8 protein-coding genes and 1 other RNA gene are annotated in these 12891 nt (G+C 58.0%); 6 read left to right on the plus strand and 3 right to left on the minus strand.

The window, feature by feature from the left end; translation table 11 throughout:
- Nucleotides 1–110: 110 nt before the first annotated feature.
- Together ydiK and rprA are read left to right on the plus strand one after the other, a co-directional pair.
- Complete coding sequence (gene ydiK, locus P346_RS17575; protein ID WP_023311319.1) at nt 111–1226, plus strand: AI-2E family transporter YdiK; 1116 nt, start codon at nt 111–113, stop codon at nt 1224–1226.
- Between the two features lie 209 nt (nt 1227–1435).
- Nucleotides 1436–1543, plus strand: an RNA gene (gene rprA / locus P346_RS22290) — antisense sRNA RprA.
- A 5-nt stretch (nt 1544–1548) separates the two neighbouring features.
- On the opposite strand, the gene P346_RS17570 is transcribed toward rprA, so the two are convergent.
- The 3 genes from P346_RS17570 to ppsA form a co-directional block, all read right to left on the minus strand.
- The gene (locus tag P346_RS17570) at nt 1549–3924 is read right to left on the minus strand and encodes a glycoside hydrolase family 3 N-terminal domain-containing protein (protein ID WP_032657814.1); all 2376 of its coding nucleotides are present in this window, start codon (nt 3922–3924) and stop codon (nt 1549–1551) included.
- 3 nt (nt 3925–3927) lie between these two features.
- The gene (locus tag P346_RS17565) at nt 3928–5328 is read right to left on the minus strand and encodes an MFS transporter (RefSeq protein WP_032657817.1); all 1401 of its coding nucleotides are present in this window, start codon (nt 5326–5328) and stop codon (nt 3928–3930) included.
- Between the two features lie 233 nt (nt 5329–5561).
- Nucleotides 5562–7940, minus strand: a complete 2379-nt coding sequence (gene ppsA, locus P346_RS17560) for a phosphoenolpyruvate synthase (RefSeq protein ID WP_023311316.1) — start codon at nt 7938–7940, stop codon at nt 5562–5564.
- Nucleotides 7941–8399: 459 nt separating this feature from the next.
- On the opposite strand from ppsA, the gene ppsR reads away from it, so the two are divergent.
- The 4 genes from ppsR (at nt 8400) to P346_RS17545 (ending at nt 12884) form a co-directional block, all read left to right on the plus strand.
- Nucleotides 8400–9233 (plus strand): posphoenolpyruvate synthetase regulatory kinase/phosphorylase PpsR, encoded by an 834-nt coding sequence (gene ppsR / locus P346_RS17555; protein WP_032657820.1) that lies wholly within the window; start codon nt 8400–8402, stop codon nt 9231–9233.
- Nucleotides 9234–9385: 152 nt separating this feature from the next.
- Nucleotides 9386–10432, plus strand: a complete 1047-nt coding sequence (gene aroH / locus P346_RS17550; protein ID WP_023311314.1) for a 3-deoxy-7-phosphoheptulonate synthase AroH — start codon at nt 9386–9388, stop codon at nt 10430–10432.
- Nucleotides 10433–10641: 209 nt separating this feature from the next.
- Nucleotides 10642–10824 (plus strand): hemin uptake protein HemP, encoded by a 183-nt coding sequence (gene hemP / locus P346_RS0121450; protein WP_032657823.1) that lies wholly within the window; start codon nt 10642–10644, stop codon nt 10822–10824.
- A gap of 77 nt (nt 10825–10901) precedes the next feature.
- Nucleotides 10902–12884 (plus strand): TonB-dependent hemoglobin/transferrin/lactoferrin family receptor, encoded by a 1983-nt coding sequence (locus P346_RS17545; RefSeq protein ID WP_032657826.1) that lies wholly within the window; start codon nt 10902–10904, stop codon nt 12882–12884.
- Nucleotides 12885–12891 lie beyond the last annotated feature (7 nt).

Consider the following 12891-nt stretch of genomic DNA (forward strand, 5'->3'; position numbering starts at 1 on the left):
TACAGGCAGAATTCGCCTGTTAAAAACCGCTGAGATCATTAATGATTAAAGAGACGCGGTTTTCCGTTCCCGCCAGTCGTACTGGCGTTCTTTTAAGGAAAGTTTCATTTATGGTCAATCTTCGCCAGCCCAGGGATGTTGCGCAAATTTTGCTGTCGGTGCTGTTTCTGGCCCTCATGATTATTGCGTGTCTGTGGATTGTTCAACCCTTTATTCTCGGCTTTGCGTGGGCTGCGACCGTTGTCGTTGCCACGTGGCCTTTGCTGCTGCGCTTGCAGAAGCTGCTGTTTGGCCGCCGCGGGTTAGCCGTGCTGGTCATGACGCTCCTGCTGTTCCTGCTGTTTATTATTCCGATTGCCCTGCTGGTGAATAGCCTGGTGGATTCCAGTGGCCCGGTTATTCGCGCCATTAGCAGCGGTGACCTGACGCTGCCGGATCTCGCCTGGCTGAACAGCATTCCGGTGGTGGGCTCAAAACTCTACAGCGGCTGGCATAGCCTGCTGGAGATGGGCGGCAGCGCGCTGATGGCAAAAGTCCGCCCGTACATTGGCACCACCACCACCTGGTTTGTCGGGCAGGCGGCGCATATCGGCCGCTTTATGATGCACTGTACCCTGATGCTGCTCTTCAGCGCCCTGCTCTACTGGCGCGGTGAGCAGGTAGCTTTAGGCGTTCGTCACTTTGCCACCCGCCTGGCGGGCAAACGCGGTGACGCAGCGGTGCTGCTGGCCGCACAGGCCGTGCGCGCGGTTGCGCTGGGCGTGGTGGTCACCGCGCTGGTGCAGGCGGTGCTGGGCGGTATCGGTCTGGCGATTTCCGGCGTACCGTACGCCACCGTATTCACCGTTGTCATGCTGATGACCTGCCTTGCGCAACTGGGACCGCTGCTGGTGCTGGTTCCCAGCATTATCTGGCTCTACTGGACGGGCGATACCACGTGGGGAACGGTGCTGCTGGTCTGGAGCTGCGTGGTCGGCACCATGGATAACGTGATTCGTCCGATCCTCATCCGCATGGGCGCAGACCTGCCGCTGATCCTGATCCTCTCCGGGGTCATTGGCGGTCTGATTGCCTTTGGCATGATTGGCCTGTTTATTGGCCCGGTGCTGCTCGCCGTCACCTGGCGTCTGTTCTCCGCCTGGGTGCATGAAATTCCGCCGCCGGGAACTGACCCGGACGTGATTTTGAGCGAACTGGAAGAGCTGGAAGAGAAGAACACGCATTAAGTTTTTTTGCCGGGTGGCGCTAACGCTTACCCGGCCTACATTCCCCCTCACAATACTTTAACGCTGCTAAAGTATTTATTCGTTAATCACTGGTCAGACCCGCCCATTCAGCATTAAGCCTGCTATTAACCTCAAGAAATCTTTACGTCTCTTAAACTATTGAGACGAATCCGATCGACGCTAAATAACACAATGCCTACTATTAGCACACGGTTATAAATCAACACCTTGATTTATAAGCATGGAAATCCCCTGAGTGAAACAACGAATTGCTGTGTGTAGTCTTTGCCCATCTCCCACGATGGGCTTTTTTTTATCCTGACTACGCGCGCTTCACCTCACAGGCACTGAGCATCCGCCACTCCGCTGGCAGCACCCGCGTTTCCCCCGTCACATTGACCGTTACCGCCTTGCGAATATCCGCCGACGATGCGCCAACCTGCAGCTCAAACTCGCCAGGCTCAACGATGCGTTTTCCGTCGCGACGGGTGAAGTTGAACATCTCAACCGGCAGCGTAAAGGCGAGCGTGGCGGTTTCTCCCGGAGAGAGCGTGACGCGCTGAAAGGCCTTCAGCTCCTGAAGCGGCCGCACCTGGGTGGCGACCTTATCCCTGACGTAAACCTGCACCACCTCGCTGCCGCTGCGCTCTCCGGTATTGGTGATATCCACACTCAGCGTCACCTCGCCGTCAACCGGCACGCTGCTTTCGGCGACGCGGACAGCGCCCCAGCTAAACGTCGTCCAGCCGAGGCCGAAGCCAAACGGATAACGTGAGCCGAAATGGAACGCAAACGGCGTACCGCCGCTTTTGAGCTTGTGATTGTAGTAATACGGCATCGCCCCGGCGCTTTTCGGCACGCTCACCACCAGACGACCCTGCGGCTCCGCGCGTCCGGTTAACACGTCCGCAATCGCCCAGCCCCCTTCCTGTCCCGGCGCCCAGGCCATCATCAGCGCCGCAACCTTATCTTCCAGACCCTGCAGGTTGTATGGACGCCCCCCGGTCATGACCACAATCACCGGTTTACCGGTGGCGACCAGCGCTTCCAGCAGCTGTTGCTGCACGCCCGGCAGGTTCAGGGAATCGGTATCGGAACCTTCCCCCACGGTACCGCTCTGGAACAGCCCGGCGAGATCGCCCACGCAGGCCACCACCACGTCACTCTCCTGCGCGGCGTTCACGGCCTCGGGGATCAGGGCGGTACTTTGCGATACCGGTGACTGCTGCATCGGTTTGCCGCCGCTGTCGCCAGGGAAGACCGGCGCGCCCGCCATCCGTTTTTCGATGATGTGGCACCCTTTGGCATAGCGGACGTTCGATGCACCGAGATACTGCTCCAGCGCCGCGCGCGGGGTCGTGACCTGCGAGGTCTCTTCCACCATATCGCTGATGATCAAATGTACCGGGAAGCTGTAGCCGCTCAGTAACGCCAGCGGATCGTCTGCCGTCGGCCCCACTACCGCCACGCGGGGTTTGCCCCCGAGCGGTAAAATGCCGTTGTTTTCCAGCAGCGTGAGCGATTTCGTCGCCACCTCCCGCGCGGCCTGGCGGGTCATATCGTTTTGCAGATCGATACCGTCTTCATCCGCGTAGGGGTTTTCAAACAGGCCAAGGCGGAATTTTTCGGTCAGCACGCGCGCCACGATCTCATCGACCTTCGCCATCGAGATCAGCCCGCGCTCTACCGCTTCCGCCAGATGCCGCGCGCAGTCATCTTTCGGCAGCTCAACGTCCAGCCCGGCGTTGAACGCCAGCGCGGCAGATTCGGCCGCGTCGTGGGAAATCCCGTGGTGCTGGTGCAGCAGGCTTACGCCGCCGTAGTCCGCGACAATAATCCCGTCGAACCCCCAGTGTTCGCGCAGGACGGTGGTCAGCAGGAAGCTGTCGCTGTGCCCCGGCTGGTTATCAATATCGTGGTACGCGGGCATAACCGAACCGGCGTTTGCCAGCTTGACCGCCATTTCAAACGGCAGCAGGAAGGTGTCGTTCAGCTCGCTGAACCCCAGGTGTACCGGCGCATGGTTGCGCGCCCCCTCGCTGAACGAGTGCCCCACGTAATGTTTCAGGGTTGCCAGCAGGTCGCGCTTATCGCCCTGTAAGCCCTTCACGTAGGCGGTCGCCATTACGCCCACCAGCCAGGGATCTTCCCCGAAGGTCTCTTCGGTTCGCCCCCAGCGCACGTCGCGTGACACGTCCAGCACCGGCGCAAGCCCCTGCTGGCAGCCGACGGAGCGCGCCTCTTTGCCAATCTGCTCTGCCGCCCGCTGCACAAGCTCCGGATCCCAGGTCGAACCGTAGTTCAATGACGACGGGAACAGGGTGGCGTCTTTGCACAGCAGCCCCACCAGACACTCCTCGTGGAACAGCGCCGGGATGCCGAGACGCGTCTCTTCCATCATCATACGCTGCAGGCGGTTCGCGGCGCGCACGCCTCTTTTCGCGTCGACGATGTGGGTGCCCAGCGGACGCGTGATCTGCCCGACGCCCAGCTTCAGCCGTTCGCTAAGCGCAGCCTGCTCGCTCACGCCGGCGAATTCGTCGCTGAGGTCGCTGCGCTCGCGGTGGTGACCGTTTTCATCGAGGATCAGCCAGTACGCGTGCATCTGGGCGAACTTCTCTTCCGGGGTCATGCGCGCCAGTAAATCGGCGACGCGCTCGTGCACGGGACGTCCCGCGTCCTTATAGATAGTCGTCATGTTTTACTCCTGTAGTGCGGAAGGGGTTGCCGGGCTGAGCTGCCCCGCTTCGGGTCTGACTTCACGCTTGCTGGCCAGCTCCCGGGCGATGGAATCCACCAGCCGGCTGTTGAGTTTGTAGATGGCAAGCAGCGCGACCATGCAGAGGAACAGCACGCACGGGATAAGGGTGAACAGCGCGTTGATAGTCGAGAGAACGCCTGGCGCCTGGGTTGCCTGGCCCGGGGCGTAATCGACCATGCCAAGCACCCAGCCGACGACCGCCCCGCCCAGCGCCAGGCCAAACTTGATGGCAAACAGCGCGGTGGAGAAGACCAGCCCGTCCAGACGACGGCCGCTGCGGTGCTCTTCGTAGTCGACCACATCGGAGAACATGGTCCACTGCAGCGGCGTGGTGAGGTTTTGAATAAAGCTAAAGACGATGTTTAGGCCAAAGATTAGCCACACCTGTGAAGGAGGCAGGAAGAAAATCAGCGCGCCGAAGATAACGAAGGAGATAATCGTCCACTGGTAGGCGCGTACGCGGTCAAATTTCCCCAGCAGCCGTTCAGATAATAATGCGCCGCTTAAGGAGGCCACCATGCCGGAAACAATAAAGGCAAAAACCAGATCCGGACGCAGCAGCACATAGTTCACGTAATATATGGTGGCGGAACCGCGCGTTACCACCGCCGTTAACAGCAAAATATTAAACAGGAACACAATCCGCCACTGGCTGTTCCCGGCCAGCAGTTTTAAATCGGTGAGCATGGAGCCGGAGGTATCATTGCGCGGAGAATAACGCTCGCGGGTCATCAGGAAACAGCAGAAGAACAGCACAATGCCCAGCAGCCCCATCAGGCTCATGGCATAGAAATAGCCTTTCTGCACGTTGCCCTGGCCTAACAGTGAGACCAGCGGCAGGGCAATAACCGTCACGATCAGCCCGCCGATAAACGACAGGCCAAAGCGCCATGACTGCAGAGAATGACGCTCGCGCGGGTCCAGCGTCAGCGCGCCGGGCATGGCGCAGTAAGGCACGTTAATCGCGGAGTAAATCAGACTTAAAATCGCGTAGGTCACGCAGGCGTAAACGATTTTTGCCGTCGGCCCAACGTCCGGCACATAGAAGGTAATGAGGCAGCTCACGCCAAACGGGATAGCAAACCACAGCAGCCAGGGGCGGAAACGTCCGTGACGCGTCCGGGTGCGGTCAACCAGTGCGCCAATGCACGGATCGACAAACGCATCGACCACGCGCACCACTAAAAACATGGTGCCCATAATCGCGGCGGGTAGCCCAAAAACGTCTGTATAAAAATAAGCAAGAAATAACGTTGCCGTTTGCCAGACCAGCGCGCTGGCCATATCGCCTAAGCCATAACCTATTTTATCTTTGGTACGCAATACAGAGGAGAGTGTCATTGTTATTTGCCTTTTTATCAGGTTAAAACGTATTTCAACCAGTTGCGCATCTTGTTAAGGGAAATGCGCAGTAAGGCTCAAGTATTAGCAACGGTTTGCGCGCTAACAATTGTCTAAATTGACAGACAAATTATGATATTTGGTTTTTTACTTTATTTGTGATGGGGAGCAAATAAGAAATGAAATAAAAAAGGCGAGGAATAATATCCTCGCCTTTTCGGGTCAGCGTGGCGTTACTTGTTCAGTTCCGCCAGGCTCAGCCAGGTTTGCACCACGGTGTCCGGGTTCAGGGACAGGCTATCAATCCCCTCTTCCATCAGCCATGCGGCAAAGTCTTCATGGTCGGATGGACCCTGACCGCAGATCCCGACGTATTTACCCTGCTTCTTCGCCGCGCGGATGGACATGGAGAGCAGCGCTTTCACCGCCTCGTTGCGCTCGTCGAACAGCTCGGAGACCACGCCGGAGTCGCGGTCCAGACCCAGCGTCAGCTGCGTCATGTCGTTCGAGCCGATAGAGAAGCCGTCGAAGTGCTCGAGGAACTGCTCGGCCAGCAGGGCGTTGGACGGGATTTCGCACATCATGATGATCTTCAGCCCGTTCTCGCCGCGCTTCAGACCCTGACGCGCCAGCTCGTCCACCACCGCTTTCGCCTGATCCACGGTACGCACGAACGGGATCATGATTTCGACGTTGGTCAGCCCCATGTCGTTGCGCACGCGTTTCACCGCCTCACACTCCAGCGCGAAGCAGTCACGGAAGCTGTCGGACACGTAGCGTCCGGCCCCGCGGAAGCCCAGCATCGGGTTCTCTTCTTCCGGCTCGTAGCGCTCGCCGCCGACCAGGTTGGCGTATTCATTAGACTTAAAGTCAGACAGACGCACGATCACGCGTTTCGGATAGAAGGCGGCGCCCAGCGTCGCGATCCCTTCGGTCAGACGGCCGACGTAGAACTCTTTCGGCGAGTCGTAGCCTTTCATCATCTCGCGGATTTCGTTCTGCAGCTTCGGATCCTGATCGTCAAACTCCAGCAGCGCGCGCGGGTGAACGCCGATCATACGGTTGATGATAAATTCCAGACGCGCCAGGCCAACGCCTTCGTTCGGCAGGCAGGCGAAGTCAAACGCGCGGTCCGGGTTGCCGACGTTCATCATGATCTTCAGCGGCAGGTCCGGCATGGTATCCACGCTTGAGCTCTTCACGCTGAAGTCGAGGATATCGGCGTAGACGTAGCCGGTATCGCCTTCGGCACAGGAGACGGTCACGTTCTGCCCGTCCTTCATGCGCTCGGTGGCGTCGCCGCAGCCGACAACCGCAGGAATACCCAGCTCGCGGGCAATGATCGCCGCGTGGCAGGTACGACCGCCGCGGTTGGTGACGATAGCTGCCGCTTTCTTCATGATCGGTTCCCAGTCCGGGTCGGTCATGTCGGTTACCAGCACGTCGCCTGGCTCAATACGGTTCATCTCGCTGATGTCGTGGATCACTTTGACCGGACCGGCACCGATACGGTGACCGATGGCGCGGCCTTCCGCCACGATTTTACCCTGCGCGTGCAGCGTATAACGCTCCATCACCTGACCGCGAGAGCGGACGGTTTCCGGACGCGCCTGCACGATAAACAGCTTGCCGGTGTTACCGTCTTTTGCCCATTCGATGTCCATCGGACGGCCGTAATGTTTTTCGATCTGCACCGCCTGCTTCGCCAGTTCCTGCACTTCGGCGTCGGTCAGTGAGAAGCGGTCGCGCTGCTCCTGCGGTACATCTTCAATTTTAACCTGCTTGCCATGCTCCTGGGTCGGGGCATAGATCATGCGGATTTTTTTCGAGCCCATGGTGCGGCGCACCACCGCCGGACGGCCAGCGGCCAGCGTTGGCTTGTGGACGTAGAATTCGTCAGGGTTTACCGCGCCCTGCACCACCATCTCACCCAGACCCCACGCGGAGGTGATAAACACCACCTGGTCGAAGCCGGATTCGGTATCAATGGAGAACATCACGCCGGATGAACCCACGTCCGAGCGCACCATGCGCTGCACGCCAGCGGAGAGCGCCACGCCGCGATGGTCGTAGCCCTGGTGCACGCGATAGGAGATGGCGCGGTCGTTGAACAGGGAAGCAAACACGTGCTTCACCGCCACCAGCACCGCATCGTAGCCCTGGACGTTCAGGAAGGTTTCCTGCTGCCCGGCAAACGAAGCGTCCGGCATATCTTCTGCGGTCGCAGAGGAACGTACGGCAAAGGAGGCCTGCGCATCGTCAGCAGAGAGCTGGTTGTACGCGTCGTGAATGGCTTTTTCCAGTTCCGGCTGGAAAGGTGTGTCGATGATCCACTGGCGGATCTGCGCTCCGGCTTTGGCAAGCTCGGTAACGTCATCAATATCCGTTTTATCCAGCAGGTCGTAAATGCGCTGGTTAACACCGCTCTGGTCTAAAAACAGGTTAAAGGCATCGGCGGTGGTGGCAAACCCATTCGGTACGGAGACACCCATACCTGACAGATTTGTAATCATTTCACCCAGGGAGGCATTTTTGCCCCCAACTCTGTCTACATCATTCATGCCGAGTTGGTTATACCAAAGCACCAGCGGTGACGAGCCATTGTTGGACATCGAAACAATCCTTTTGTGATATTTGATCGGAGTAAGTAACACCTGACTACGTATTTATACTGGCATATTTATTTCCGCTAAAAAAACGGTGAATCGTGTAAGCAATTTAAATTTTCAACTTTTCGGATACTTTCCCATCAACGATTAACCCGATGATTCCTCTATATTCAGCCAGAAACCCCAAAAATAAAGTCGTTATTTGAAAAATGAAATCCACTTTTCAGGAAAATCAAAAACACCGTTTCATTTTTACCCTAAATAATTCGAGTTGCAGGAAGGCGGCGACGCAGAGAGTCCCAGGAGCGTACATTTAGTACGTGACTGGGCGAGCGAGGAAAGCCAACGCACCTGCAGCTTGAATTATGACGGGTAAATAATTAAGACAAGTTCTTTGCTGTCTAATTTACTTTTTTAATTTATGCTTTCAGACAATTAGGTCTGATATTCAGGGTGAATAAAATGGATAGTGCTGTCGATCGCCACGTTTTTTATATTTCTGATGGTACGGCGATCACCGCCGAGGTGCTGGGCCACGCGGTGATGTCGCAGTTCCCCGTTTCGATTAACAGCATCACGCTGCCGTTTGTTGAAAACGAGAGCCGCGCCAAAGCGGTGAAGGACCAGATTGACGCCATATACCAGCAGACCGGCGTCCGCCCGCTGGTTTTCTACTCTATCGTGATCCCGGAGATTCGCTCCATCATTCTGCAAAGTGAAGGCTTCTGCCAGGATATCGTGCAGGCGCTGGTGGCTCCGCTCCAGAGCGAGCTTAAGCTCGACCCGACCCCAATCGCCCACCGTACCCACGGGCTGAACCCCGGCAACCTGATTAAGTACGACGCGCGTATCGCCGCTATCGACTACACCCTTGCCCACGACGACGGTATCTCCCTGCGTAATCTCGACCAGGCGCAGGTGATCCTGCTTGGCGTGTCGCGCTGCGGCAAAACCCCGACCAGCCTCTATCTGGCGATGCAGTTTGGCATTCGCGCCGCAAACTACCCGTTTATCGCCGACGATATGGATAACCTGGTGCTGCCCGCCGCCCTTAAGCCGCTGCAGCACAAGCTGTTCGGCCTGACGATCAACCCGGAACGCCTTGCGGCCATCCGCGAAGAGCGACGCGAGAACAGCCGCTACGCCTCCATGCGCCAGTGCCGGATGGAGGTCTCGGAAGTGGAAGCGCTGTACCGCAAAAACCAGATCCCCTGGCTGAACAGCACCAACTATTCCGTTGAAGAGATTGCCACCAAAATTCTCGACATCATGGGGCTTAATCGCCGCATGTACTAATATGCTAGTACATTAGCTCAGATTAAGGTATCATCATCTGCAACCACGGGGCGGTGTCGCCCCGAACTTGAAATCAGCAGGGATTGGTTTAAGGTGATGCCCATCACTTCCCGGTAGTCTGCCGATGAAGCAAAAATTTTCTGAGACATTCCATGAATAAAACCGATGAACTCCGCACTGCGCGCATTGACAGCCTGGTCACGCCGGCCGAACTGGCACAGCGGCATCCCGTTTCCGCCGCCGTCGCGGAACATGTGACGGCCTCCCGCCGCCGCATTGAAAAAATCCTGAATGGTGAAGACAAACGTCTTCTGGTGGTGATTGGGCCTTGCTCCATCCACGATCTGGATGCCGCGATGGATTATGCAAAACGGCTTCAGGGACTGCGGGATAAGTACCAGCATCGCCTTGAGATCGTGATGCGCACCTACTTTGAAAAACCGCGGACCGTGGTGGGCTGGAAGGGACTGATTTCCGACCCTGACCTCAACGGCAGCTATCGCGTTAACCACGGTATCGAGCTGGCGCGGAAGCTGCTTTTACAGGTCAACGAGCTGGGCGTTCCGACGGCGACCGAGTTCCTCGATATGGTGACCGGGCAGTTTATCGCCGACCTGATCAGCTGGGGCGCGATTGGCGCGCGCACCACCGAAAGCCAGATCCACCGTGAGATGGCCTCCGCCCTCTCCTGTCCGGTCGGCTTTAAAAACGGGACCGATGGCAACACCCGTATCGCGGTGGATGCCATCCGCGCCGCCCGCGCCAGCCATATGTTCCTGTCGCCGGACAAGAGCGGTCATATGACCATCTACCAGACCAGCGGTAACCCTTACGGGCATATCATTATGCGCGGCGGGAAGAAACCCAATTACCATGCACAAGATATTGCGGCGGCCTGCGAAACGCTGGCCGAGTTCGACCTGCCGGAACATCTGGTTGTGGATTTCAGCCACGGCAACTGCCAGAAGCAGCATCGCCGCCAGCTGGACGTCTGCGATGAGATCTGTCAGCAGATCCGCAGCGGCTCGACCGCCGTTGCAGGGATTATGGCCGAGAGCTTCATCAAGGAAGGCACGCAGAAAATCGTTGCAGGACAGCAGATGGTTTACGGCCAGTCGATCACCGACCCGTGCCTGAGCTGGGAAGACAGCGAACTGCTGCTGGAGAAGCTGGCTTCAGCCGTGGACACGCGCTTTTAAAATCCTGCCGGGTGGCGCTGCGCTTACCCGGCCTACGGTACGTGCCCTTCTCCCTCTCCCACAGGGAGAGGGTCGGGGTGAGGGCATCAGACCGCACCTCACCCCCAAATTTGATCCCCTCACCCTTTTTTCACAAAAACGCTTGCCGTCAATTTGCAGTTTATTGATAATGATTATCATTGTTACATTGATTGCTATTTATAAACATTATGTCACGTACGGATAACAGCGCGGCAACGCCAGCAAAAACACACACAGCGCCAGCCCCCGCCGAGCGTCGGATTGACAGCAAAACCCTGCTCGGCAATGAGGGCCGGGTCATTATCGAGCATGACGGCCAGCGCTATCTGCTGCGCCAGACCCATGCCGGAAAACTGATCCTCACAAAATAAACAACACAAAAAACTTCGCCAGCCACCCAGGTAAACCCCAGGCAGCCAGCGCTTTTCACTTCTTATGGAGAGTTGCTATGCCACACCTGCCTTCCGCATCTTTACGTCCGTCACTTCTGGCGCTGGCGATTGTCAGCACCCTGCCGGGTGTCGCGTTCGCCGCCACAGACGACATTACCGTCACCGCCACGGGCAACGCCCGCAGCGCCTTTGAAGCGCCCATGATGGTAAGCGTGATTGACGCCAGCGCGCCGGAGAAACAAACCGCCAGCTCGGCGGCCGACCTGCTGCGTAACGTCCCCGGTCTGACGCTGGACGGCACCGGACGTACCAACGGGCAGGACGTAAACCTGCGCGGCTATGACCGTCGCGGCGTACTGGTGCTGGTTGACGGCGTGCGCCAGGGAACCGATACCGGCCACCTGAACAGCACCTTCCTCGACCCCGCGCTAATCAAACGTATCGAGGTGGTCCGCGGCCCGTCGGCCCTGCTGTACGGCAGCGGCGCGCTGGGCGGCGTGATCTCTTATGACACCGCCGATGCTATCGATCTGCTCGAACCGGGTAAAAACAGCGGCTACCGCGTGTTTGGAACGGGCGCGACGGGCGATCGTAGCCTCGGAATGGGGGCCAGCGCCTACGGCCGCACCGATACGCTGGACGGTCTGGTCTCATGGTCCAGCCGGGATCGCGGTGATATCCGCCAGAGCGACGGTGCAACCGCGCCTAACGACGAATCCATTAACAACATGCTGGCGAAAGGCAGCTGGAAAATCGACCCGGCCCAGACCCTGAGCGGCTCCCTGCGCTACTACAACAACGCCGCTCAGGAGCCGAAAAACCCGCAAACCACCGGGGCGGACAGCAGTAACCCGTTGACCGACCGCTCCACCATCCAGCGCGATGCGCAGGTTGGCTACCACATTGCACCGGAAGGGTACGACTGGCTGGACGCCGACGCGAAGGTCTACTGGTCCGAAGCGCGCATTAACGCCCAAAACGTCGACGGCAGCGGTGAGTTTCGCAAGCAGACCACCAAAGGCGGCAAGGTGGAAAACCGCACCCGCCTGTTCAGCGACACCTTTGCAGCACACCTTCTGACCTACGGCGGGGAGTACTATCGCCAGGAGCAGCATCCGGGCGGGGCAACCACCGGCTTCCCGGAGGCGAAAATCGACTTCAGCTCCGGCTGGCTCCAGGATGAGATCACCCTGCGCGATCTGCCTGTTACCCTGCTGGGCGGCACGCGCTATGACAACTACCGCGGCAGCAGCGACGGCTACAACGATGTGGATGCCGACAAGTGGTCATCCCGCGCCGGGTTAACCGTCAGCCCAACCGACTGGCTGATGCTGTTTGGCTCTTACGCGCAGGCCTTCCGCGCGCCGACCATGGGCGAGATGTATAACGACGCCAAACACTTCTCCATTGGCCGCTTCTACACCAACTACTGGGTGCCAAACCCTAACCTGCGTCCGGAAACCAACGAAACGCAGGAGTTTGGTTTTGGCCTGCGCTTTGACGATCTGATGCTTGCCAACGATGCGCTGGAGTTTAAAGCCAGCTATTTCGATACCAAAGCCAAAGACTATATCTCCACCACCGTCGATTTTGCCGCCGCGACCACCATGTCGTACAACGTTCCGAACGCCAAAATCTGGGGTTGGGACATGATGGCAAAATACTCGGCCGACCTCTTCAGCCTCGACCTGGCCTATAACCGCACGCGCGGGAAAGACACCGATACGGGCGAGTACATCTCCAGCATTAACCCGGACACCGTCTCCAGCAAGCTGGATATCCCGGTGGCGCAAAGCGGGTTCTCCGTCGGCTGGATCGGCACCTTTGTCGATCGCTCAACGCATATCAGCAGCAGCTACAGCAAGCAGCCGGGCTATGCGGTCAACGATTTCTACGTGAGCTACAAAGGCCAGGAACGGCTCAAAGGCGTGACCACCACGCTGGTGCTGGGCAACGCCTTCGACAAAGCCTACTGGTCACCTCAGGGCATTCCGCAGGACGGCCGTAACGGCAAGATTTTCGTAAGCTATCAGTGGTAATTCCCTT

The sequence above is a fragment of the Enterobacter sp. DC1 genome (assembly GCF_000568075.1).
GTDB lineage: Bacteria > Pseudomonadota > Gammaproteobacteria > Enterobacterales > Enterobacteriaceae > Enterobacter > Enterobacter asburiae.

What these genes read in the sequence shown, in the direction of transcription:
- ydiK (WP_023311319.1), top strand. Translation starts at nt 111, where the DNA reads ATGGTCAATCTTCGCCAGCCCAGGGATGTTGCGCAAATTTTGCTGTCG.
- P346_RS17570 (WP_032657814.1), bottom strand. Translation starts at nt 3,924, where the DNA reads ATGACGACTATCTATAAGGACGCGGGACGTCCCGTGCACGAGCGCGTC.
- P346_RS17565 (WP_032657817.1), bottom strand. Translation starts at nt 5,328, where the DNA reads ATGACACTCTCCTCTGTATTGCGTACCAAAGATAAAATAGGTTATGGC.
- ppsA (WP_023311316.1), bottom strand. Translation starts at nt 7,940, where the DNA reads ATGTCCAACAATGGCTCGTCACCGCTGGTGCTTTGGTATAACCAACTC.
- ppsR (WP_032657820.1), top strand. Translation starts at nt 8,400, where the DNA reads ATGGATAGTGCTGTCGATCGCCACGTTTTTTATATTTCTGATGGTACG.
- aroH (WP_023311314.1), top strand. Translation starts at nt 9,386, where the DNA reads ATGAATAAAACCGATGAACTCCGCACTGCGCGCATTGACAGCCTGGTC.
- hemP (WP_032657823.1), top strand. Translation starts at nt 10,642, where the DNA reads ATGTCACGTACGGATAACAGCGCGGCAACGCCAGCAAAAACACACACA.
- P346_RS17545 (WP_032657826.1), top strand. Translation starts at nt 10,902, where the DNA reads ATGCCACACCTGCCTTCCGCATCTTTACGTCCGTCACTTCTGGCGCTG.